We start from the raw sequence: 23290 nt of genomic DNA, 5'->3' as shown, positions 1-23290 counted from the left end.
CGGCCTCACCGGGCGACACCCCACTTCGCGGCACGCCACGGCCGCGGCCGGCGCCGTTACACTATGCGGCGCCCCCCCGCGCCGCCCGCTCGCGTCGGCGCCCGGCGGGCCGCGCAGCACGGGGAAGGCTCGCGTACCACCGGCGTGTGGGCGGGCGGCATCCCGGCAGAAAAACAACAGACAAAACAAACAAAACAAAGAAAGGAGAAAGGGATGTCCCCAGACCTCAGCGCGGACGCGCTCGCTGGGCAGGCGCGCACGCCGTTCCTGTCCAAGGAGCGGATCGTCGCCGCCCCCGGCTTCAACCGCTGGCTGGTGCCCCCCGCGGCGCTGGCGATCCACCTCTGCATCGGCATGGCCTACGGCTTCTCGGTGTTCTGGCTGCCGCTGTCGCGCGCCATCGGCATCGCCGAGCCGCTGCGCTGCGGCGCCGACGTCGGCTTCCTGCAGGAACTGTTCGTCACCGGCTGCGACTGGAAGGTCTCCACGCTGGGCTGGATGTACACGCTGTTCTTCGTGCTGCTGGGCAGTTCCGCGGCGATCTGGGGCGGCTGGCTGGAACGCGCCGGCCCGCGCAAGGCCGGCGTGGTCAGCGCGCTGTGCTGGTGCGGCGGCATGCTGATCTCCGCGCTCGGCATCCAGATGCACCAGTTCTGGCTGATGCTGCTGGGCTCGGGCGTGATCGGCGGCATCGGCCTCGGGCTGGGCTACATCTCGCCGGTCAGCACGCTCATCAAGTGGTTCCCGGACAAGCGCGGCATGGCCACCGGCATGGCCATCATGGGCTTCGGCGGCGGCGCCATGATCGGCTCGCCGCTGGCGGCCGAGCTGATGGCGAAGTTCGCCTCGCCCACCAGCGTGGGCGTGGCGCAGACCTTCACCGTGATGGCGGTGGTCTACTTCGTGTTCATGATGGGCGGCGCGCTGGCCTACCGCGTGCCGCCCACCGGCTGGACGCCGGCCGGCTGGACCGCGCCGGCCAGCCGCGCCAACGTCATGATCACCCCGCACCACGTGCACGTGAAGCGCGTGTGGGGCATCCCGCAGTTCTGGCTGGTGTGGATGGTGCTGTGCATGAACGTGTCGGCCGGCATCGGCGTGATCGGCATGGCCAGCCCGATGCTGCAGGAAGTCTTCGGTGGCAGCCTGATCGGCGTGTCCGCGCGCTTCGGCGAGCTCGGCAAGAGCCAGCTCGCCGCCATCGCCGTGGTCGCGGCGGGCTTCACCGCGCTGCTGAGCCTGTTCAACATCGGCGGGCGCTTCGTCTGGGCCAGCCTGTCCGACAGGCTCGGCCGCAAGATGACCTACATGGTGTTCTTCGTGCTCGGCGGCCTGCTGTACGCCAGCATCCCGACGCTGGCGGCCAGCGGCCAGAAGCTGCTGTTCGTGGGCGCGGTCTGCGTCATCGTCAGCATGTACGGCGGCGGCTTCGCCACGGTGCCGGCCTATCTGGCCGACCTGTTCGGCACGCAGATGGTCGGCGCCATCCACGGCCGCCTGCTGACCGCGTGGGCCACGGCGGGCATCCTCGGCCCGGTGGTGGTCAACTACATGCGCGACTACCAGCTCGGCCTTGGCCTGCCGCGCGAGCAGGTCTACAACCAGACCATGTACATCCTGGTCGGCATGCTGGCCATCGGCCTGGTGTGCAACCTGCTGGTGCGCCCGGTGGACGCCAGGTACTTCATGACCGAGGCCGAGCTGGCCGAGGAAAAGCGCCTCGCCCACGACCGCGCCGCGGCCGGCAGCGCAACCGCGTCGGCACGCAGCGGCGGCCAGGCTGGCGGTGTCGTGACGTGGCTGGCCTGGGCCGCGGTGTGCGTGCCGCTGGCGTGGGGCATCTACCGCACCGCGCTGAGCGTGGCGACGTTCTTCCATTGAGCGGCCGGCGCGGCGCCTCCGGCAGGGAGCGCCGCGCCGCCGTCAGATCCCCATGAACTGCGCGAACTCGGCCAGCGGCGCGCGCGCCGCGCGCAACCGGTTGGCCGGCGCTTCGGGGTCTTCGTGGCCGATGGCCATGCCGCTGAACAGCATGCGCTGTTCGGGCAGCGAGAGGAATTCGCCGATGGTCCGCGGGTACATCGCCCAGCATTCCTGCGCGCAACTGTGCAGGCCATGCTCGCGCAGCAGCAGCATCACGGTCTGCAGGTACATGCCGAGGTCCGACCACTGCGGCGGGCCCATGCGGCGGTCCACGCTGCAGAACAGCGCCAGCGGCGCGCCGAAGAAGGTGAAGTTGCTGGCGAACTGGGTGATGCGCGCGCGCTTGTCCTCGCGCGGGATGCCGAGGCAGCTGTAGAGGTCTTCGCCGACCTGGAAGCGGCGCTCGCGGTAGGGCGAGACCAGCTCGCGCGGGTAGATGTCGTACTCGGTGCCTTCGCCGCCGGGCTGGCTGGCGATGCGCTCGCGCATGGTGGCCTTGAGCCGCGCGAGCGGCTCGCCGCCCACCACGTGGACGTGCCACGGCTGCAGGTTGCCGCCCGAGGGCGCCCGCGCGGCCTGCTCCAGCACCTCGCGGATGATGCCCGGGTCCACCGGCGTGGCAAGGAAGCCGCGCACCGATCTGCGGGTCTGGACTGCGGTACTGACGTTCACGCTGGACTCCCGTGGAATGTGGATGGCGCGCGTGGGTGGCGCGCGTGGCGCGTTTCAGATGAAGGGCGGCTCGCTGCCCCAGTCGTAGAAGTCCGGCATGTCGCGCGAGACGCGCTCGGGGAAGCTGGCCGGGCGCTTTTCCAGGAAGGCGTCGACGCCTTCCTTGACGTCGGCCGACTGCCCGCGCGACTGGATCGCGCGGCTGTCGAGCCTGTGCGCTTCCATCGGGTGGCTGGCGCCGGCCATGCGCCAGATCATCTGGCGCGAGATCGCCACCGAGACCGGCGCGGCGTTGTCGGCGATCTCGCGCGCCAGCGCGCGGGCGGCCGGCAGCAGGTCCTCGGGCGCGTGCAGCGAGCGCACCAGCCCGCGCTCGAGCGCTTCCTGCGCGCCGAACACGCGGCCGGTGTAGCACCATTCCAGCGCGGTGGAGATGCCCACCACGCGCGACAGGAACCATGACGAAGCCGCTTCCGGCGTGATGCCGCGGCGCGCGAACACGAAGCCGAAGCGCGCGTCGGTCGAGGCCAGGCGGATGTCCATCGGCAACTGCATGGTCACGCCGATCCCGACCGCCGCGCCGTTGACGGCGGCGATCACCGGCTTGAGGCTGCGGAAGATGCGCAGCGTCACGCGCCCGCCGCCGTCGCGGTGCGCGCTGCCCTTGCCGGTGCCGTAGCGCTTCTCGTAGTCGAAGGTGGCGCCGCCCGAGGCCAGGTCGGCGCCGGCGCAGAAGGCGCGCCCGGAGCCGGTCACGATGACGGCGCGCACGTCGTCGTCGGCGTCGGTGGCGTCGAAGGCGGCGATCAGTTCCTCCATCATCCTGGGGGTGAAGGCGTTGAGCCGGTCGGGGCGGTGCAGGGTGATGGTGGCGACGCCTTGCTCGACGGCGTATTGCAGGGTCTCGAAGCTGGGAACGGGAGTGCTCATGGCTGGCCTTGGCTGCGCCTGGTTGTGCTGGTTGCGCGGAAGGGTTGGTGGAAGTGGCGGGTGAACTGGCTGCTGAACTGGCTGCTGACAAGGTAGTGCAGAATCATGCGTCTGCAATCGTCGCATCCGACGAGGCGGGCCGCGGCCCGGCGCCGTAGACTGGCGCCAGGTCGCCTGGCGGCATCGGCGGCGCACGCATGGCGCGCCGGGCCGGACGCCGGCAACGACGGGGAAACAGGAAACGAGAAGGAAGACAGAGACATCATGAAGACGCGCATCACCGAATTGCTGGGCACCCGCTACCCGATCATCCAGGGCGGCATGCAGTGGGTAGGCTACGCCGAAATGGCCGCCGCCGTGTCGAACGCGGGCGGCCTTGGCGTGCTCACCGCGCTGACCCAGCCCACGCCGGAGGCGCTGGCCGCCGAGATCCGCCGCTGCCGCGAGCTGACCGACCAGCCGTTCGGCGTCAACCTGACGCTGCTGCCGTCGATCAACCCGCCGCCGTATGCGCGCTACCTCGACGTGGTGATCGAGAGCGGCGTCAAGGTGCTGGAGACCGCCGGCAACAACCCGAAGGAGCACATCGCGCGGGCCAAGGCGGCGGGCATCAAGGTGATCCACAAGTGCGTGGCGATCCGCCACGCGCTGTCGGCCGAGCGGCTGGGCGTGGACGCGGTGTCGATCGACGGCTTCGAGTGCGCGGGCCATCCCGGCGAGGACGACGTGCCCGGCATGGTGCTGATCCCGCTGGCGGCGCGCCGGCTCGGCATCCCGGTGATCGCCTCGGGCGGCATCGCCGACGGGCGCGGCATGGCGGCGGCGCTGGTGCTGGGCGCCGAGGGCGTGAACATGGGCACGCGCTTCTGCGCCACGCGCGAGGCGCCGATCCACCACAACATCAAGCAGGCCCTGGTGGAGGCGACCGAGCGCGACACCAACCTGATCTTCCGCACGCTGCACAACACCGCGCGCGTGCTCAAGAACGCCGTCTCCGACGAGGTGGTGACGATCGAGCGCCAGCCCGGCGGCGCGCAGTTCGAGGACGTCAGGCACCTGGTGGCGGGGACGCGCGGCAAGGCGGCGCTGGCCGCCGGCGAGACCGACGGCGGCATCATCAGCGCGGGCCAGTGCGTGGGGCTGATCGACGACATCCCGAGCTGCGCCGAGCTGATCGAGCGCATGGTGGCCGAATGCCGCGAGCGGCTCGGCGTGGCGTCGCGCTATTTCGCGGCCTGAGCGGGAGCATTCATGGCAGAGGCCAACGAACCCGCCGACGACGATGCGGCAGCGGTGCCGCCCGGCTTTGTCGCATTGCGCGGCGCCAGCGGCTATCTCGAACACTTCGGCCAGATCTACGTGGACCGCGCGCGCCGCGTGGTCGCCGTGCGCATCGGGCCGCAGCACCTGAACCCGCTCGGCATCCCGCACGGCGGCATGCTGGCGACGCTGGCCGACACCGCCATCGGCATGATGATGATGCTCGAGGCCGGGCGCCAGCATCCGGCGGTGACGGCCAGTCTCAGCCTCGACTATTTCGACGCCGCGCGCGTGGGCGACTGGGTGGAGGCGCACGTGACCTTCGACAAGATGGGCTCGCGGCTGCGCTTCGGCAGTTGCCGCCTGCTGGCGGGCGAGCGCTGCCTGCTGCGCGCCACGGCGATCTTCTCGGTGCTGCCGCCGCGCGCCTGACTCCGCGTTCGCGGCACGATCGTCGCGTGATCGCCGCGCAATCGTCGCTCAATCGTCGCTTCCGACGACGCCACGCTCCTGCCTCCCGCGCCAGAATCCGCCTCAGGATAAACAGGGTTTGCCTGTAACGACAAGAGGAGAGCACATGGCAGAGGCATACATCGTGGCGGCCGCGCGCACCGCGGGCGGGCGCAAGGGCGGCAGGCTGGCGGGCTGGCATCCGGCGGACCTCGCCGCGCAGGTGCTGGACGCGCTGGTCGCGCGCAGCGGCGCCGATCCCGCGCTGGTCGACGACGTCATCATGGGCTGCGTCGGCCAGGCCGGCGAGCAGTCCGGCAACGTAGCGCGCAACGCCGTGCTGGCCTCGCGCCTGCCCGAGAGCGTGCCCGGCACCTCGGTGGACCGCCAGTGCGGCTCCTCGCAGCAGGCGCTGCACTTCGCCGCGCAGGCGGTGATGTCCGGCGCGATGGACATCGTCATCGCGGCCGGCGTGGAAAGCATGACGCGCGTGCCGATGGGCCTGCCCGGCTCGCTGGCGGCCAAGAACGGTTTCGGCACCTCGATGAGCCCGGCCATGCAGGAGCGCTATCCCGGCGTGAAGTTCAGCCAGTTCACCGGCGCCGAGATGATGTCGCGCAAGTACGGCCTCACGCGCGGCGACCTCGACCGCTACGCGCTGGAAAGCCACCGCCGCGCCATCGCCGCGACCCAGGCCGGCCGCTTCAGCCAGGAGATCGTGCCGGTCGCCGTGCGCGCCGCCGACGGCCGCGCCAGCGGCGAGCTGCACACGGTGGACGAAGGCATCCGCTTCGAGGCCAGCCTGGAGTCGATCGGCAGCGTCAAGCTGATCGAAGAAGGCGGCACCGTCACCGCCGCCAGCGCCAGCCAGATCTGCGACGGCGCCGCCGGCCTGATGGTGGTCAACGAAGCCGGCCTGAAGAAGCTCGGCGCCAGGCCGCTCGCGCGCATCCACCACATGTCGGTGCTGGGGCACGATCCCGTCATCATGCTCGAAGCGCCGCTGCCCGCCACGCTGCGCGCGCTGGAGAAGGCCGGCATGAAGATCGGCGACATCGACCTGTTCGAGATCAACGAGGCGTTCGCGCCGGTGCCGCTGGCCTGGCTGCAGGCCACCGGCGCCGATCCGGCGCGCATGAACGTGCACGGCGGCGCGATCGCGCTGGGCCATCCGCTCGGCGGCTCGGGCGCGAAGCTGATGACCACGCTGGTGCATGCGCTGCACGCGCATGGCAAGCGCTATGGCCTGCAGACCATGTGCGAAGGCGGCGGCATGGCCAACGTGACCATCGTCGAGCGGCTGTAGGAGACGCGGCATGGCACGGTGCCCGCGCGGCGCCGTGCGCCGCTACGCGAACGTGATCGCCTGCCGCCGGTCCGCGCGCTCCAGGTGCGGCAGGCTGTTGAAGCTCAGCAGCCGCTGCGTGCCGCGCCCGGCGATGATCTCGCAGAAGGCGGTGTTGCGGAACTGCAGGTTCAGCTCGATGGCGGTCTGCGCCGGCGCGCCGAGCAGGTCCGCCACGGCGCGCCCGATGGCGCCGCCCGAACTCACCACCAGCAGCGCGTCCTCGCGCGTGGCGCCTTCGGTGGCGTGCGCGAGGCCCGCGCGGATGCGCCCGCCGAAATCGCGCCACGACTCGGGCATGCCGGCGAGCTGGTCCAGCGTCCAGGCCTGGTAGGCCGCGCGGAAGGTGCGCCAGTAATCGTTGTAGTCCTCGTTCTGGTGGGCGCGGTGGTCGCGTCCGGCGGTATGGCTGCGGTAGAGCGCCTCGCCGTCGTATTCGTTGAGGCCGGCGTGGGTTTCCACGCGCGCCCTGGGCGCTTCCTCCGCTACCGTGGCCAGCGCTTCGGCGGGTGCCTGCGGCGCGGTGCCGGGCGGCACGCCGGGCGTGCCCATGCCGGCCAGGATTTCCAGCGCGGTGTCCTGCTGGCGCACCAGCGAGCCGGCGATCACGCGCGTGAAGGCGACGCCGCGGTCGCGGAAATACTCGCCGAGCCAGCGCGCCTGCTGGCGGCCGGTGGCGGAGAGGCAGTCGTAGTTGGCGGCGCCGAAGGACGCCTGGCCGTGCCGTACCAGGAAAAGCGTTGCCATGAGATGCGGTGAGTGATGCGGCGAGGCGCAGGTGGGGCGGGAATGGGCACGCGGCGCGCCGGGCGCCGCGTGGGTTGCAGCCATTGTATGGACGGGGCCGGCGGCGGCCAAGGCATGCCGCACTGGATTCATAGCGGTCATTTCCGCGCTGCATGCCGCGGCGGCCGCGCCGCCGCGCCGGTCAGGCCGGCTGCGCCAGGTAGGCGGCCACCATGCGCGTCATCTCGCCGGGCAGCCGTTCGTCGTCCAGCGACAGCGGGCCGGACTCGTTGAGGATGGCGTTGACCACGATGCTGAACACGGACTGCATGGCGAAACGCACGCGCAGCTCGGCCTGCGCCGGCGGCAGCGGCAGGCGTGGCACCAGCAGCGCCACCATGCGCTCGACCACCGCCTCGCCGCTTTCGCGGTGCGGCAGCCATTCCTCGGGGCGGATCGAGGCGTGCTTGAGCGACGCCCTGATCACGCCGCGGTTGGCGTGGCAGCCCAGCACCACGAAGCGCATCGCCTTTTCCAGCAGCACGTCGGTCGGCACGTCGTCCCAGCGCTCCACGCGCAGATAGCGCGAGATGGACTCGCCGGTCTCCTGCATCACCAGCGTGCGCAGTGACTCGAAGAATGCTTGCTTGTCGCGGAAGCGCCCGTAGAAAGCCCCGACCGACACTTCGCACGCCGAGGCGATCTGCGCCACCGACACGGCGGAGAAGTCGCGCTGCGCGAGCAGTTCGCGGCCGGCTTCGAGCAGGGCCTGCTCGGTCTCGCGGGCGCGGCGCTGGCGCGGCGGATGGAGGATCGAAGGGGTCGCCACGGTGGGGAACGCGGAGGTCCCCTTGGTGGGCTTGCCGGCGGGCGCGGCAGAAGATGACGCGGGCATGATGTCTCCATTTTCGAATTTGTATTCGGTTTCGTGAACCATATGGGCACCACGGTGTTTCGTCAAGCGTGGAACCGCGCGCGGCAGTTGCTGCCGGTGCCGCGTCCGGCTCGCCGCCCGATACCCCCGGGATCGACCCGTTCGTTGCCGGCGCGGCTATTGCCCCGCGCGCCGGGAGCCTCCCGCCAGCCCTTGTTGTATCCGGCATACGATTGCGGCGCGGGGCCGCCCACGGTGCTGCGCCGCGCACTTGCCGCCGATGGCCGGCCTTCCGCGCCATAGCTCGCGATACGGGCGGCGGGGCAGGCGGCGGGCGCGGGGCGGGCGCGGGGCGGACGCGCCCGCCGGCCAGGCATCGGTGCACGTGCCGCTGTTCAAGGCGGGGCAATTGCCCTATCGTGACGTCCTTCCCCTGCCGAACCGGCGCGGGTTGCGCCGCCGGGCCGCATGCCACGCGGTCTTGCATGTTGTGGTCATCCCGTTGCTGCCCCGTTCCGCCTCCGTTGCCTCCATGTTCCGCTCTCTCTCAAGCGTGGCCCGCCGCCTGTGGCCGCTGGTACACGGTTTTCCCGCGCTGCGGCTGGCGCTGGCGCTGGCGGTGATGCTGGCGGCCGCGCCGCGGCCCGCGCAGGCGGCCGCGGAGCAAGGCACGCAGCCAGACGCGCGGCACGGCGCCGCGGCCAAGCGCCCGCGCGTGTGCCTGGTGCTGTCCGGCGGCGGCGCGCGCGGCTACGCGCATATCGGCGCGATCAAGGCGCTCGAGCAGATGCACGTGCCGATCGACTGCCTGGCCGCGACCAGCATGGGCGCGGTGGTGGGCGGGCTGTACGCCAGCGGGCTGCCGGCCGGCGAGCTGGAGGCGCGCCTGTCGCACATCAACCTGAGCGACATCGCCTTCGACCGCAACGAGCGCGCCGAGCTGCCGCAGGCGCAGCGCGAGGACGACCTGCAATACCCGATCGGCATCTCGGCCGGCTACGGCGGCGGCAAGCTCAAGCTGCCCACCGGACTGGTGCAGGGCAACCGCCTGCTGGCGCTGCTGCAGAACTGGACCGCGCAGTTGCCGGCCGACGCTTCGTTCGACAAGCTGCCGACGCCGTTCCGCACCATCGCCACCGACCTCGGCACCGGCAAGCCGGTGATCCTGGACCACGGCTCGCTGCCGCGCGCGATCCGCGCCAGCGTGGCGGTGCCGGGCCTGTTCGCCCCGATCGACGTGGGCGGGCGCGTGCTGGTCGACGGCGGGCTGGTCAGCAACCTGCCGGTGCAGCTGGCGCGCGACATGGGCGCGGACGTGATCATCGCGGTCAACGTGGGCTCGCCGCTGGACGATCCCGCCACGCTGGATTCGCCGGCGGCGGTGACGCAGCAGATGGTCACCATCCTGATGAACCAGAACGTGGACGCGCAGAAGGCGCGGCTCAAGCCCGGCGACGTGCTGATCGAGCCGCAACTGGGCGACCTGTCGTTCACGGATTTCTCGCGCGCCAGCGACGGCATCCAGGGCGGCGCGGCGGCGGTGCGCGCGGCGGCGCCCGCGCTGGCGGCGCTGGCGCTGCCCGACGGCGCCTGGCAGACCTACCTGGCGGCGCGCCAGGGCAGCCGCACGGTGGCCGGGCCGGCGCGCATCGACGCCATCCAGATCGACTCGAAGGGCCGCATCCCGGCCAGCTTCGTGCGCAAGTACCTGGGCGTGAAGGAGGGCGACACCTACGACGCGGTGGCGCTCAACCGCGAGATGGCGCAGTTGTCCACCTCGGGCGATTTCGAGAGCGTGACGCAGGAGCTGGTCAGCGAGAACGGCGCCAACGTGCTGAAGGTGCAGGCGCAGCAGAAATCGTGGGGGCCGCAGTTCCTGCTGTTCGGCTTCGGCGTGTCCAACACCTTCAACGGGCAGGGCGGCTTCAACCTGAACCTGGGGCACCGCTATCCGTGGATCACGCCGGGCGGGCTGGAGTGGCGCAACGACATCGTGCTCGGCAGCAACCAGGCCCGGCTGCACACCGAGCTGCGCCAGCCGGTGTTCGACCGGCTCGGCTTCTACGTGGCGCCCTACGCGGAGTACGGCCGCAAGCGCGTGGACCTCTACGGCGACAGCGCGCCCAACCGCAACACCACGCCGCTCACCGCCTACCAGATCGACACCGCGGTGGCGGGGCTGGACCTGGGCGTGCCGCTGGGCCGGCTGGGCGAGTTCCGCACCGGCATCAACTACCAGCAGGTCAACTACTCGGCGGCCTACAACCTGCCGGTGGGCAGCGGGCGGCTGTTCCCGCACGGGCGCGTGCGCCAGCCCACGGTGCGCTCGCAGCTCACCATCGACCAGCTCGACGACCCGCTGTTCCCGCGCACCGGCTACTACCTGCTGGCCACCAACGAGCTGGCCTTCGGCGGCGCCGACAACCGCTTCAACGATGCCCACGCCAGGGCGCTGTGGGCCACCAGCTACGGCCGCCACACGCTGAACCTGGCCGCCGAGGCGGCCACCACCTACGGCGACCACCGCAGCGACAACAGCGTCAGCGGCGGGCTGGGCTTCACGCTGGGCGGCTTCCAGCATCTTTCGGCCTACGCGCAGGACCAGTTCTCCGGCAACTACCTGCTGTACGGCCGCGTGACCTACCTGAACGACCTGCGCGAGTTCATCCTGCCGGGGCTGCGCAGCACGGTGGTGGGCGCGAGCCTGGAGGCCGGCGACGTGTGGCTGCGGCGCAGGAATTTCGGCAACGGGCCGTACAAGTCCAGCGCCAGCCTGTTCATCGGCGGCAACAGCGCGATCGGTCCCCTGTACTTCGGTTTCGCCGCGGCGCCGCAGGGGGTGTGGAACCTGTACCTGCAACTGGGCCGGGTGTTCTAGGCGCGCGGGCCGGCCCGCGGCCCGCGCCGCTCACTGCGCGGCGGCCGGGGCGTCGGCGGCGATCGCGCCGGCGGGGCGGAACGTGACCGCCGCGATGCGGCCGTTGCGCAGGCGCAGGGTCTGCGTGCCGCGGCTGTGGCGCGGCACGCCTTCCATCACCGAGCTGGCTTCCAGGTCGATCTCGACGCTGGCGCCGTCGATGCGCGGCGGCGCGCCGACGGCGACGCGCACGGTCTTGCCCGCGAGCGCGTCGAGCCGGGCGAACATGGCGATCACCGCGTCGCGGTCGTCGTAGCTGCCCGCCAGCGGCGGCTCACCGTGGTGGCGCCAGCGCACGCCGGGCTCGAGCAGCGGGAAGATCGCCTCGAAGTGGCCGCTGGTGAGCGCCTGCAGGTATTCGCCGACCACCGCGGCGACGGCTTCCCCGCTCATCGGCACTTCCACGGTGGCGCGCGCGCGGCGGCGCGCGCGCTCGGGATCGAAGCCGAGGAAGGCCAGCACGCTGGCAACCACCTCTTCGCGGTCGTTGTCGACGCAGATCATGTGGTAGCTGTTCTCCACCACCACCTTGCGCACGTCCGGCACGGTGGCTTCGAGGAAGTCGGCCGAGCGCACGCTGGTGAGCTCGTCCTCGCGCGCGTGCACCACCAGCGTGGGGCAGGCGATGCGGCCGGCGCCGCGCAGCACCCAGCCGCGCAGCCGGTCCACCTGGTGGATGCAGGACAGCGGCACCCAGCGGTAGTGGAAGTTGTCGCCGCGCTCGAACTTGGCCTTGACGATGGCGCGCACCAGGTCGTTCTTGATGCCGAACGGCTCGTCCTCGTCCACGCGCATGCGCGCGGGCAGCATGGGGATGCGGTAGACCACGTGGCGCAGCGCGCGGTACCACGGCGTGGACCAGCCGTCGATGTAGACCGGCGCGGCCAGCATCACCAGGCGGCCCTTGCGGTGCTGGCGGCGCTCGCACACGGCCAGCGCCAGCAGCGCGCCCATGCACATGCCCAGCACGTGGAAGGTCTCGTATTGCGGCGCCAGCTCGTCGTAGGCCTGCGCGACCGCGTCGAGCCATTGCTCGGCGCGCACCGGCACCAGGTCCTCGGGGCTGCCGGCGTGGCCGGGCAGCGTCACGGCGTGGGTCTCCACCCCGGCGCGCCGCAGGGCCTTGTGCATCGGGCCGAGGTCGAACTGGGTGCCGCCCAGGCCGTGGATGAGCAGCGCGCCGGTGCCGCCGCCCGCGGGTGCCGTCATGCTGCGTCGCGCTCCTCGAGCACGTCGGCGGGCTGCAGGCGCCACGCGCCGGCGATCACCGCGACCGACTCGTCGCCGTCGAGCAGCGGGCCGCTCATGTCCAGCACCAGGGTACTGCTGCCGGCCGGCAGCATCAGCTTGAACAGCATGTCGGTGCGCTGCTCGCCGTCGCTCTCGCGCAGCCAGCGCCCGCGCACCTGCGCGCGGTCGTCGTCGTGCACGTGGGCCAGCACGTCGTCGAGGTTGCGGAAGGCGTCCTCGCGCACGCCCAGCAGGCCGGCGAGGTCGCCGCTCCAGCGCAGCGTGCCGCTGCGCGGGTCGAGGCAGTAGACCAGCTGCGCGCTGGCGGCCAGCGCCAGCTTGACGTCGTTCTGGCTGCGCGCCGATTGCGCCAGCAGCTGCTCGCGGCTGGTGCGCAGCGTGCTGATCAGCAGCGTGAGCAGCGCGGCCACGGCCAGGTAGAGCTGCGCCTCCAGCAGCGAGCGGCCGTGGTTGAGCGAGCGCTCGGCGAACGGGCCGTCGCCCTGGCTGGTGTTGTAGAGCACGAACAGCGCCAGGATGGCCACCGCCACCGAGCCGCCCCGGCCGCCCCACAGCAGCGTCACCACGGCGGCCAGGAACAGCGGGATATAGGTCAGCGCGAAGGCCACGCCGCTTTGGACCGGCAGCAGGATGCGGTGGTCGAAGATGAAGAAGGCGGTCAGCGCCAGCGCCGCGAAGGCGCCCAGGCCGGAGAGGAAGTCGGCGCGGCTCATGCCGCCCGAGCGCGCGGCGCGGAAGCGCGACCAGCCCGCCAGCACCGGCAGCACGATCAGCACGCCGACCAGGTCGGCCGCGGCCCACACGCGCCAGGTGCGCCAGAACGGCACGTCCTGCAGCAGCAGGAACCACGCCGCGCCCACCGCCGCGCTGGCCGCGCTGCTGGCCACGCCGGCGATCAGCAGCGCGCGCACGAACACCAGCCCCTCGAGCGAGAACTGCGCGCGCCGCACCAGCGCCACGCCGAGCGCGGCAAAGCCGATCTCGTCGAGCGAGAACAGGACCAGGCGCAGCGTGTCGCGCCCCTCGACCCAGCCCAGCAGCAGTTGCGCGGCGAAGAAGGCCAGCCCGACCGGCAGCCAGCGCGGCATCGGCCGCAGCATGAACGCGGCCGTGGTCACGCCGGCCGGCAGCCAGATGTAGCCGGTGGCGTAGAACGGCCCGTTGAGCTGGTGCGAGACGTAGCCCGAGCAGAAATAGAGTGCCGCCCACAGGAACAGGATGACGGCGCGGTTGCTTGCATTCACGTTGGCTTTCCTTGGCTTTGGCCCGGGCACCGATGGGGGGATGCCGACAGGGGAGCGGGGCCGGCCGGACTGGCGCCGCCGTGCCCTGCACGGCGGCCTGCCGCTACCTGAACGCGCCAGGCGCGCGGATGGCTGACGCGCCCGCGCATCCGCCGGGCGGTTCGTCGGGCCGGAATGCACTGGCGGGACCGGCGGATTGTCATAAAATCGTCACATTAGCGGGCGGGCGCGACCCGGAAGGGGCGGCGCCCGCCGCGCTTTTCCGCGCCGTTCCGGCGCAGGCACAGGCTGACAGACCGAGGCCGAAATATAAACGAGGAGAAACGACAAAATGGCAAAATTCGCGGCAAAACCACGATTCCTGTCCCATAGGTTGGCGCTGCCTGTTCTACTGCCTGTCCTGCTGGCTGGCGCGCTGGCCGCGGCGCCGGCCGCGGCCGCGTGGCCGGACAAGCCGATCCGGCTGGTGGTGGGCTTCCCGCCCGGCGGGCCGGTCGACACCCATGCCCGCATCCTGGCCGAGAAGCTCCAGCCCATCCTGGGCCAGTCGGTGGTGCTGGACTACAAGGCCGGCGCGGCCGGCAACCTCGGCTCGGACGCCGTGGCCAAGGCGGCGCCGGACGGCTACACGCTGCTGCTGGCCAATACCGGCCAGATGGCCATCAACGGCTCGCTCTACCCGAAGCTGCCCTACGCCATGCCGCGCGACTTCGCCCCGGTGGCGCGCACCGCGCTGATCCCGCTGGTGATGGTGGTCAACAACAACGTGCCGGCGCGCAACCTGAAGGAGTTCATCGCCTACGCGCGCGCCAACCCGGGCAAGCTCAACTTCGCCTCGGGCGGCAACGGCGGCATCTCGCACCTGATGCCGGAGATGTTCAAGCAGGCCTCCGGCACCTTCATCGTCCATATCCCGTACAAGGGCAGCGCGCCGGCGCTGACCGACGTGATGGGCGGCCAGGCGCAGATGATGGCCGACTCGATCCCGCTGTTCACGCCGTACATCAAGGCCGGCAAGGTGCGCGCGCTGGCGGTGACGTCGCGGCAGCGCTCGCCCGCGCTGCCGGACGTGCCGACGATGGACGAGGCCGGCCTGAAGAACTTCGAGGTGGTCGGCTTCTACGGCATGCTGGCGCCGGCCGGCACGCCGAAGGAGGTGGTGGCGAAGGTTTCCGGCGCGCTGCAGACCGTGCTGGCCGATGCCGACACCCGCGCCAAGCTCGAGCAGCAGGGCGCGGAGCCGGCCTGGCAGGGGCCGGAAGCCTTCGGCCAGACCATCGCCGCCGAGCAGAAGCGCTGGGGGCAGGCGGTCAAGGCCTCGGGCGCGAAGATCGACTGAGCCGCGTCACCACGCGGCGGCCGCGCTGCCGAGCGCGCCGGCCGGGCGCGCCCAGTGCACCGGGGCGCCCGCCACCGTCACCGGCGGCCGGACGCGCCGCGCCGGGCCCCAGGAGGTGGCTTCCACCTGCCCGGCCATGTCGGCCTGGCTTTCCGGGGCCAGCGGCGCGGTGTCGCGCGCCAGCCCGGCGTTCGACAGCAGCAGTTGGGCAGTGCGCGCCAGCGAGGCGCGCACCTGGCAGCCGGCGCCCGTGGCCAGCCGCCGCGACAGCCCGCGCACGGCCGCGGTGGCCAGCAGGTAGCCGGTGGCATGGTCGATGGCCTGCACCGGCAGCGGGCCCGGGCGGTCCAGGCCGCGCTGGCGCATGCCGGCCTCGGCGATGCCGCTGCTCATCTGCACCAGGCTGTCGAAGCCGCGCCGGTGCTGCCACGGGCCGCTCCAGCCGTAGGCGTCCAGCGAGATGTCGACCAGTCCCGGGTTGAGCTCGCGCCGCCGCCGCGCGTCGAGCCCCAGGCGGGCCAGCGCGTCGGCGCGGTAGCCGTGCACCATCACGTCGGCCTGGCGCAGCAGGCCTTCCAGGATTTGCAGGTCTTCGCCGCGTTTGAGGTCGAGGCGCGCGCAGCGCTTGCCGAGCACCACCTCGGGCACGGTGTTGGGTTCCTCCCAGCCGGGCGGGTCGATGCGCAGCACGTCGGCGCCGAAGCCGGCCAGGAAGCGCGTGGCGACCGGGCCGGCCAGGATGCGGGTCAGGTCCAGCACGCGGATGCCCTGCAGCGGGCGCTCGCGCGTGAACGCATGTTGGCGCGCGGCGCCGGCGTCGAAGTCGGTCCAGTGCAGCAGCGGCTCTCGGCTAATCGCCAGCCCCTGCGGGTGCGTGGCCCAGTCCGCGGCGGAACGCATGGCCGCGGCGCAGCCGCCGTTGCCGACCACCGCCGCTTCGAGCGCGTTCGCTTCCCAGCCGGCCACGGCCTTCGCCACCGCCGCCTTGTCGGCGGGCACGCCGAGCACGCCCAGCGCCGCCGCGCGGTGGTGCGGCGCGTTGGTGTGCAGGCGGATCCAGCCGTCCGCGGCGCGGTAGTCGCCGGCCACGGTATCCCATTGCGGCGGCACTTCCCAGCCTTGCGGGCGCAGCGAGGTGCCGAACCACAGCGAAGCCAGGCGCTGGTCGACGCCGGCCCGCGGCGCCTGCCCGCTGGCCGCGTGGATCAGTTCGGCCACCGCGAGGCTGGCGGCGCCGGCGGTGGCGGCGGCCAGTTCGGTGACCGGGAAGACCGACGGCAGGCTGCCGCCGCCGCTCCAGTCCAGCCGCTCCAGCCAGGCGGGGTCGCCGTGCACGCCGGCCCAGGTCTCGCGCAGGATGGCGGCGGCGGCCGGGCCGGGGGCAAGGTTGGAAGAGGTGGAAGAAAGCGCGGCGGAAGTTGCTGCGGCGGGCGCGGCAGGTGCGTGTGAAGACATGACGGGAGTCACTCTGATGGATCGTTGCGGATCGTTGATCGGGCTGGCGGCCAGTGCCTTGCAGGATAGGCCGCTTGTTTTAATAGTCAATATTGATTAACTTAATCAAGTCATTGCCCATCGCCGCCCGTTCACCCCCCATTCACCCCCGTTCACGCGCCACATGTCCCGCTACCTCTCCTCGGCCGAGGCCGCCGCCCGGCTCGGCGTGTCCCGCCAGACGCTCTACGCCTACGTCAGCCGCGGCCTGCTGCACGCGCACGACGGCGAGACCCCGCGCGAAAGCCGCTACCTGGCGGCGGACGTGGAGCAACTGGCCGGCCAGCGCACGCGCGGGCGCAAGCCGCGCGAGGTGGCCAAGGCCACGCTGAGCTGGGGTTTGCCGGTGCTGGAGTCGGGCATCACGCTGATCGAGGACGGCTGCCTGTATTACCGCGGCTGCGATGCCGCGGCGCTGTCGGAGTCGGTCACGCTGGAGGCGCTGGGCGCGCTGCTGTGGCAGTGCCCGGAGCCGGCCGCCTTCGGTGCCGCCGCGCCGGCCGCGCCCGCGCATCTCGCCGCGCTGCGGGCGGCCTTCGCCGGGCACCGCAGCGAGGAAGCGCTGCTGCCGCTGTTTACCGTCGCCAGCCATGACGACGACACCGCGCAATGGCAGAAGTCGCCGGCGCGGCTGGCCGCGGGCTGCGGCGCGCTGGTGCGGCTGCTGGCGGCGTGCCTGCTGGGCACCGCGCCGGCCGCCACGCCGGTGCACCGGCAATGCGCGAGCGCCTGGGGCGTGGACGAGGCCGGCGCCGACCTGATCCGCATGGCGTTGGTGCTGTGCGCGGACCATGAGCTGAATGCGTCGAGCTTCACCGCGCGCTGCGTGGCCTCGACCGGCGCCAGCCTGCGCGCGTCGGTGGTGGGCGGGCTGGCCGCGCTGACCGGCGGCCGGCACGGCGGCGCCACCGCGCGCGTGGAGGCGCTGTGGGATGCGCTGGCCGGCGCGCCGCCCGAGGCCCGGCTGCGCGAGCGGCTGGCGCGCGGCGAGGACCTGCCGGGCTTCGGCCACCATCTCTATCCCGCCGGCGACGTGCGCGCGTTCGGCCTGCTCGCGCGCACGCTGGCGCATCACCCCGAATGGCAGGAGATCATCGACGTGGCCTACGGCCTGTCCGGCCAGCGGCCCTCGGTGGACTTCGCGCTGGTGGCCGTGCGCCGGCATCTGCGGCTGCCGCCCGGCGCCGCATTCGGCATGTTCGCGCTGGGCCGCTCGGTCGGCTGGATCGCGCACGCGCTGGAGCAGCGCGCCGGCGATGCGCTGATCCGCCCGCGCGCGGCCTACGTGGGGCCGCGCCCGGAAGCCGCCAGCTAGACGGCGGTGGACCGGATGCGCCAGCCCGGCGTGCGAGGGGCGCGGGCGTTCAGGTGCCGGCCGATTTCCTGGCCAGCTCCGCGCAGCGGCCGATGGCGGCGGCGAGGCAGCAGGCATTGCCGGACCAGTCGCCGCCGATGACGAGGCCGTTCGGGCCGGCGATCAGGCGGCGCTGGCACTGGCCGGGCCGCGGCACCGGCTCGGGCGAGGCGGGCACGCGGGCGTCGCGCGGGCCGCTCCCGGGCGGGTGCGGCGGCGGCACTTCCTCGGTCCACAGGTAGGCGGTGCCGCCGGGCACCGCCTGCACGGACTGCGGCGGGCCCCACTGTTCCTTGGCCTGCTCGATCGGCGCGGACTGCCAGGAATCCAGCATGCGCTGCATGGCCGATTGCTCGAGGCTGGCGCAGGCGCCCAGCGCGAGCGCGGCGAAAGCCGCGAGGGCCGCGCCGGAACGCGCCGCCGGGCGGCGGGGCAAGGGTGGTGCAAGGGCGCGGCGGACGGCGGGCATGGCGGCTCCACGGGGGCAGGCGTGTCCCCCCGTTGCGCAGACTAGCGCAGCGCCGTGCCCGCCGGCAAGCGGGCGCGCGCGCGTTATGCGGGCTTGCCCACAGTCGGCGCCAGCATGGCCCGGACGGGCTCGGCCGGCGGCTCGTGCTCGCTGTCGCCGCCACCGGCCTGGCCCAGGTCGATGCCGCTGGTTTCCGGCAGCAGCAGCGCGGCGCCCATCACCAGCGCGTAGCCCACCCCCGCCACGATGGCGATGGCCAGCGGCAGCGAGGTGCGGCCGGTGCTGAGCCAGCCGACCGACAGCGGGAACAGCGAGCCGATCACGCGCCCGACGTTGTACGAGACGCCGTAGCCGGTGGCGCGGATATCGTTGGGATAGGACTCGGAGATGGTGGCGCCGATGCCGGCGAACACGCCCTGCATCAGCACGCCGAGCGGGAAGCCGAGGAACAGCATCGAGGTGTTCGAGACCGGGATCACCATGTAGACCAGCGCCATGACGAAGGCGCCCGCGGCGAAGGCCACGTAGGTGGTGCGGCGGCCCCAGCGGTCGGTGGCATAGGCGCCGGCCACGTAGCCCACCAGCGAGCCGAAGATGGTCATGGCCAGGTAGGAGCTGGTGCCGAACACCGACAGGCCGCGCTCGGTCTTGAGGAAGGTCGGCAGCCAGGTGGCGATGGCGTAGTAGGCGCCCAGCATGCCGCCCGACAGCAGGCTGCACAGGATGGTCTTGCCCAGCAGCGGCCGGCGGCCCAGCCGCGCGAGCTGCTGCCATGCCGACGGGGCGCCGTGCGCGGCGCGCTCGGCCTGGCTCTTGACGAAGATTTCCGGCTCTTCCAGGTTGCGCCGCAGGTAGATCACCACCAGCGCGGGCAGGATGCCGAGGAAGAAGCAGACGCGCCAGGCGGTCTCGGCCGGGAACAGGCTGAAGGTGACGGCGTAGGCGATGGCCGCCGCGCCCCAGCCGAACGAATAGCTGCTGGCCGCGAAGCCGGAGTATTTGCCGCGGTGCGCCGGGTTGCGGATCATCTCCGTCACCAGCACCATGCACAGCGAGGATTCGCCGCCGAAGCCCAGGCCCTGCAGCATGCGGAAGAGCATCAACTGCTCGGGCGAATTGGCCAGCCCGCACAGGAAGCAGGCCAGCGCGAACACCACGATGGTCCAGCGCAGCACGCGCACGCGGCCGTAGCGGTCGGCCAGGATGCCCGCGCCGATGGCGCCCACCAGCGACGACACCAGCGTCCAGGTGACGATGGCGCCGGCCGTGGACTTGCTCATGCCCCACTGCGCGAGCAGCGTCGAGATGAGGAAGGAATAGATCATGAAGTCGAACACGTCGACTGCATGGCCGAGGAACGCGCCGTAGAAACCCTTGCGCTCCATCTTGGATAGATCCTTGAACCAGTCCAGCATGCTCGCTCCTTGTCTGTGCCTGTCTTTGCTTATTGGTGGATGGGGGTCGTCAGTCTTGTCGCGTCGGAGCGCGCGGCACCGTGCCGGAATGCGCCGGCGGCGGCCGGAAGGCGAAACCCGCCGCTTCGAGCAACTGGGCGAAACGCAGCGAGGTCAGGTCGGCGAAGCGCCCGGCCACGATCTGCACGCCTACCGGCAGGCCGCTGCCGCCCGGGCCGATCGGGGCCACCGTCGACGGCAGGCCGCACAGGCCGGAATGGCCGGCCCAGAACAACTGGCTGGTGAGCGGCAGCGCGCGGCCGTTGACCTGGAGCGTGCGCTGCCACGGCTCGCCGGCCTCGTCCAGCGCGAAGGCGGTGGTGGCGGCAGCCGGGCACAGCAGCACGTCGAAATCGTCGAAGAAACGCTGCCAGGCCTGGGCGAAGCCGGCGCGCGCCTGCTGCAGCTGCAGCCACTGGCGGTGGCGGATGCCGGCGCCGGTGAATTGCAGCGTGGCGTAATCGTGGTTGTCCGGCGCGCTGGAGGTCACGGCGGCGGCGCGGGCCAGCGCGGCGTCGAAGGCGGAGTCGTCCATGTGGACCGAGGTGGTAGCGCGCAGCATCAGCACGTAGGTGTGCCACAGGGCGGCGGCGTCGAAATCGGGGCGCACGTTCCAGCGCACGTGGGCGCCTTGCGCCTCCAGCCAGCGGCCCAGCGTCTCGATCTGGCCGCTGACTTCGGCGTCGGCCTCGCACAGCGGATGGCTGGGCAGCACGGCGACACGGAAATCGGCCAGCGCGCGCTTGTCGCAGGGCGGCAGGCTGAGCCGGTAGGCCAGTGCCTCGCTGCCGTCGGGGCCGGCCAGCGCGTGCAGCAGCAGTTCCAGGTCGCGCGCGCTGCGCGCCAGCGGCCCGGCCACGTTGATGTCCTGCTCGCCATAAGTGCGGCCGATGCCGTGGCCGCGCAGCGGAATCAGGCCGTGGCTGCTCTTGTGCGAGAACACGCCGCAGTAGTGCGCCGGGTTGCGCAGCGAGGAGCCGATGTCCGAGCCCACGTCGAAGAAGCTCATGCCGGCGCAGACCGCGGCGGCGCTGCCGCCCGAGGAGCCGCCCGGCGTGCGGGCGGGGTCGTGCGGGTTGCGCGTGGTGCCGTAGATGGCGTTGTAGCTCTGCCAGTCGCGCAGGCCGATCGGCACGTTGGTCTTGCCCAGCAGCACGGCGCCGGCCGCGCGCAGGCGCTCGACCACGGCGGCGTCGCCGGTGGCGATGTTGCCGCGCTGGGCGGGGCTGCCGCAGGTGGTCGGCCAGCCGGCCACGTCGAAGGATTCCTTGACCGAGAACGGGATGCCGTCCAGCGCGCCGAGCGCGCGGCCCTCGCGGCGGCGCTGGTCGCTGGCCCGCGCCGCGGCCCGCGCGGCGGGAAAGTCCGTCAGCACGATGGCGTTGATGCCGGCATGCCAGGCCTCGTAGGCGGCCTCGCACGCGTCGACCAGGTCCTCGGCGCTGACCTGGCCGCCGGCCAGCAGCTCGGCTGCCCGCCAGGCCGGCAGGAAGCGGAGGTCCGCCGGGTCGGGGTCGATGCTCGCAATGTCTTGCCGCGTCACGCTGCACTCCGTCTTGTAGACCCGCGGATGGCTGGCGCGGGTTGGGGGCTTGGGGAGGTTATGGCGAAAATCGGTATACTATATTCACAGAAATGCGAAGCGCAAGACGAATGTGGAATGCGGCGGAACGGGCCGCGTTTTGGTGCAATGCGGGATCTGGCGGCACAAAAACGGGGTTGGATGCGCGCGTGCAGGCCATCGCATGCCCCGCGATTGGGCGCGATTTCGGCTTATTTGGTATACCGTTTGACTGTGAGGTCAGCGCGGCCAGATCGGCCGGCGCCGGCACCGCAACCGCGCGGGGCGGCCGTCGTGCGTTGCCGGGCTACTACTTATTGTTCGGGGAAGGACAGGGTTTGCTGGTCCGGGCTGGCCAGTTTGCGGCGGCGCGGGCCGGCCGCCGGCGCGGTGCCGCGGTCGGAGGAGATCCGTGCCGGCGGCGCGGGCGGCTCCAGCGTGAATTGCCGCACGGGCTCCAGCGCGATGGCGCCGGCCAGCAGGTCCGCCAGCCTTGGCGCCAGGATCTGGTAGGTATCGAGGTCGAAGCGGGCCGGCCCGGCCAGCAGCGCGGGCGCCTCTTCGAGCGTGGACACCGAGCCGAGATAACACCAGTTCTCCAGGACATGCCACCAGGAGCGCGCGCTGTCCTGCTCGCGCCATGCCACCGCGCTGGCAAACGGCCAGGGTTGCAGCGCGAGGCCGGCGAGCGCGGTCGCCATCCGTTCGCGATGATCCGCCAGCGCTTCCTCGCCGGTGCACGCGCCGCGGCAGCGGTGGAGCTGGCGGGCGAAGCAGGGCAGGCCGCGCCGGGCCGGTTTTTCCAGCGTCAGCGCCGCCTGGCAGAGTTCGTGGTCCTGCGCCAGTTCGGTCAGGCGCGCCTCGGCGCCGGCGCGGCTGGCGAACGCGCCATACAGATTGGGGTGGCGGGCGAAGTCGGTATCGCGGTCCGAGCGCAGCAGCGGCGCGCTCAGGCCCGGCGGCAGTTCCCAGGCGAACAGCGCGGCGTTCTGGCGCAGCATGCGGTTGTGCAGCGGCTGCATCTGCTTGATGAGCCGGGCTTCGAGCAGCAGCGCCCCGGTTTCGTCGCCGGTCTCGCGCCATTCGACGCGCCGCACCGCGCGGGCCAGGCGCATTTCCAGCGCGGCGCGGTGGTCGCCCGAAAAATGCGCGCCGATGCGCTGGCGCAGGTGGATGCTCTTCCCTATATAGAGCGGCAGGTCCTGGTCGCCATAGAAGAGATAGATGCCGGGGGTGTCGGGCACGTCGTCCAGCGCGGTTTCCTCCAGGCCGGCGGGCAGGCTCGCGCGCTTGACCAGCGAGCGCACGGCGGACTCGACCAGTTCGACGCTGTACAGGCCGTGGATCTTCTGCCAGAACTGCCACAGCAGCTCGGCATCGGCCAGTGCGCGGTGGCGGCCCTTGGGTTCCAGGCCGAAGCGGGCGATCAGCGCATCGAGGCCGTGGCGCGTCACCGACGGGAACAGCGAGCGCGACAGGCGCAGCGTGCACAGCACGTCGGCGCGGAAGGTGATGCCGGCGCGGCGGAACTCGTTCTTCAGGAAGCCATAGTCGAAGCGCGCGTTGTGGGCGACGAAGAGCTTGCCCTGCAACCGCTCCGCCAGGTCTTCCGCGAGATCCTCGAAGCGCGGCTGGCCCTGCACCATGACGTCGGTGATGCCGGTGAGCTGCTGGATGAAGGGCGGAATGCCGACGCCGGGCGCGACCAGCGTATCCCACTCGACAATGCCATCCGGCCCGACCTCGACCACGCCGATCTCGGTGATGCGGTCGCGGGTGGCGTCCGCGCCCGTGGTCTCCAGGTCGACGAAGACGATGGGACGGGAGAGGGCGGCGGCCAGGGCCTGCGCATCCAGGTGCCGCGGCGTGCCGGCCGGCTGGTCTGGCGGTTCGGAGGAGGAAAGGGCTTGCATCCGGCGATTCTAATGGAAGGGGCTGCGCGGCAGCGCCCGGGCCGGCGGCCGGCACTTCGGCACTTCATCACGGCGTCACAAAGAATCTTGTGGAATTTGCAGAAAACGCTTGCC

The 23290-nt window shown here is 71.9% G+C and carries 18 protein-coding genes; 7 read left to right on the top strand and 11 right to left on the bottom strand.

Translation table 11 applies throughout. The annotated features are described in order from the left end of the window. Window positions 1–213 precede the first annotated feature (213 nt). Complete coding sequence (locus tag KF708C_RS33300) at window positions 214–1881, top strand: OFA family MFS transporter (protein ID WP_059416062.1); 1668 nt, start codon at window positions 214–216, stop codon at window positions 1879–1881. Between the two features lie 42 nt (window positions 1882–1923). Here the strand turns inward: KF708C_RS33300 and KF708C_RS33295 are convergent, their stop codons facing one another. Together KF708C_RS33295 and KF708C_RS33290 are read right to left on the bottom strand one after the other, a co-directional pair. Further along, complete coding sequence (locus KF708C_RS33295; RefSeq protein WP_059416060.1) at window positions 1924–2595, bottom strand: nitroreductase; 672 nt, start codon at window positions 2593–2595, stop codon at window positions 1924–1926. 54 nt (window positions 2596–2649) lie between these two features. Then, complete coding sequence (locus KF708C_RS33290; RefSeq protein ID WP_059416057.1) at window positions 2650–3525, bottom strand: crotonase/enoyl-CoA hydratase family protein; 876 nt, start codon at window positions 3523–3525, stop codon at window positions 2650–2652. Between the two features lie 264 nt (window positions 3526–3789). Here KF708C_RS33290 and KF708C_RS33285 point away from each other — a divergent pair, with 264 nt between their 5' ends. From KF708C_RS33285 to KF708C_RS33275, 3 genes are all read left to right on the top strand, one after another. Continuing rightward, a complete protein-coding gene (locus KF708C_RS33285) occupies window positions 3790–4764 on the top strand; it encodes an NAD(P)H-dependent flavin oxidoreductase (RefSeq protein ID WP_059416055.1) in 975 nt (324 codons plus the stop codon). Between the two features lie 12 nt (window positions 4765–4776). Then, window positions 4777–5217, top strand: a complete 441-nt coding sequence (locus tag KF708C_RS33280; protein ID WP_020205384.1) for a PaaI family thioesterase — start codon at window positions 4777–4779, stop codon at window positions 5215–5217. A 145-nt stretch (window positions 5218–5362) separates the two neighbouring features. Beyond that, window positions 5363–6541: an acetyl-CoA C-acetyltransferase gene (locus KF708C_RS33275; protein WP_059416054.1), complete on the top strand. Its 1179-nt coding sequence runs from the start codon at window positions 5363–5365 to the stop codon at window positions 6539–6541. A 42-nt stretch (window positions 6542–6583) separates the two neighbouring features. Here the strand turns inward: KF708C_RS33275 and KF708C_RS33270 are convergent, their stop codons facing one another. Both KF708C_RS33270 and KF708C_RS33265 read right to left on the bottom strand, forming a co-directional pair. Continuing rightward, complete coding sequence (locus tag KF708C_RS33270; protein ID WP_059416052.1) at window positions 6584–7327, bottom strand: histidine phosphatase family protein; 744 nt, start codon at window positions 7325–7327, stop codon at window positions 6584–6586. 181 nt (window positions 7328–7508) lie between these two features. After that, window positions 7509–8201, bottom strand: a complete 693-nt coding sequence (locus KF708C_RS33265; RefSeq protein WP_029044120.1) for a TetR/AcrR family transcriptional regulator — start codon at window positions 8199–8201, stop codon at window positions 7509–7511. A gap of 511 nt (window positions 8202–8712) precedes the next feature. On the opposite strand from KF708C_RS33265, the gene KF708C_RS33260 reads away from it, so the two are divergent. After that, window positions 8713–11058, top strand: coding sequence for a patatin-like phospholipase family protein (locus KF708C_RS33260; RefSeq protein ID WP_231586658.1), 2346 nt, complete (start codon window positions 8713–8715; stop codon window positions 11056–11058). A gap of 30 nt (window positions 11059–11088) precedes the next feature. Here the strand turns inward: KF708C_RS33260 and KF708C_RS33255 are convergent, their stop codons facing one another. Together KF708C_RS33255 and KF708C_RS33250 are read right to left on the bottom strand one after the other, a co-directional pair. After that, window positions 11089–12306, bottom strand: a complete 1218-nt coding sequence (locus KF708C_RS33255; RefSeq protein ID WP_020205389.1) for an alpha/beta fold hydrolase — start codon at window positions 12304–12306, stop codon at window positions 11089–11091. Further along, window positions 12303–13592 carry an MASE1 domain-containing protein gene (locus KF708C_RS33250; RefSeq protein WP_059416050.1) on the bottom strand — a complete coding sequence of 430 codons (1290 nt, stop codon included), beginning with the start codon at window positions 13590–13592 and terminating at the stop codon, window positions 12303–12305. Before KF708C_RS33250 ends, KF708C_RS33255 begins: the two co-directional genes overlap by 4 nt. A 331-nt stretch (window positions 13593–13923) precedes the next feature. Between KF708C_RS33250 and KF708C_RS33245 the strand changes: the two genes are divergently transcribed. Continuing rightward, window positions 13924–14931: a Bug family tripartite tricarboxylate transporter substrate binding protein gene (locus KF708C_RS33245; protein WP_059416048.1), complete on the top strand. Its 1008-nt coding sequence runs from the start codon at window positions 13924–13926 to the stop codon at window positions 14929–14931. A gap of 6 nt (window positions 14932–14937) precedes the next feature. Here the strand turns inward: KF708C_RS33245 and KF708C_RS33240 are convergent, their stop codons facing one another. Beyond that, window positions 14938–16386, bottom strand: coding sequence for a CoA transferase (locus KF708C_RS33240; RefSeq protein ID WP_059416045.1), 1449 nt, complete (start codon window positions 16384–16386; stop codon window positions 14938–14940). A gap of 163 nt (window positions 16387–16549) precedes the next feature. Between KF708C_RS33240 and KF708C_RS33235 the strand changes: the two genes are divergently transcribed. After that, window positions 16550–17740, top strand: a complete 1191-nt coding sequence (locus KF708C_RS33235; protein ID WP_059416043.1) for a citrate synthase family protein — start codon at window positions 16550–16552, stop codon at window positions 17738–17740. Between the two features lie 49 nt (window positions 17741–17789). Here KF708C_RS33235 and KF708C_RS33230 read toward each other — a convergent pair whose 3' ends face one another. The 4 genes from KF708C_RS33230 to KF708C_RS33215 all read right to left on the bottom strand — a co-directional run bounded on the left by KF708C_RS33230 (window position 17790) and on the right by KF708C_RS33215 (window position 23176). After that, the gene (locus KF708C_RS33230; RefSeq protein WP_059416042.1) at window positions 17790–18248 is read right to left on the bottom strand and encodes a hypothetical protein; all 459 of its coding nucleotides are present in this window, start codon (window positions 18246–18248) and stop codon (window positions 17790–17792) included. 83 nt (window positions 18249–18331) lie between these two features. Further along, window positions 18332–19663 (bottom strand): MFS transporter, encoded by a 1332-nt coding sequence (locus KF708C_RS33225; protein WP_020205395.1) that lies wholly within the window; start codon window positions 19661–19663, stop codon window positions 18332–18334. Window positions 19664–19712: 49 nt separating this feature from the next. After that, window positions 19713–21245 (bottom strand): amidase, encoded by a 1533-nt coding sequence (locus tag KF708C_RS33220; RefSeq protein WP_059416040.1) that lies wholly within the window; start codon window positions 21243–21245, stop codon window positions 19713–19715. Window positions 21246–21577: 332 nt separating this feature from the next. Continuing rightward, the gene (locus tag KF708C_RS33215) at window positions 21578–23176 is read right to left on the bottom strand and encodes a 3'-5' exonuclease family protein (RefSeq protein ID WP_059416039.1); all 1599 of its coding nucleotides are present in this window, start codon (window positions 23174–23176) and stop codon (window positions 21578–21580) included. Window positions 23177–23290 lie beyond the last annotated feature (114 nt).

Source organism: Cupriavidus basilensis (genome assembly GCF_000876015.1).
Taxonomy (GTDB): Bacteria; Pseudomonadota; Gammaproteobacteria; order Burkholderiales; family Burkholderiaceae; genus Cupriavidus; species Cupriavidus basilensis_B.
Note: the sequence above shows the minus strand (reverse complement) of the source record. Positions and strands in the feature narration are given on the sequence as shown.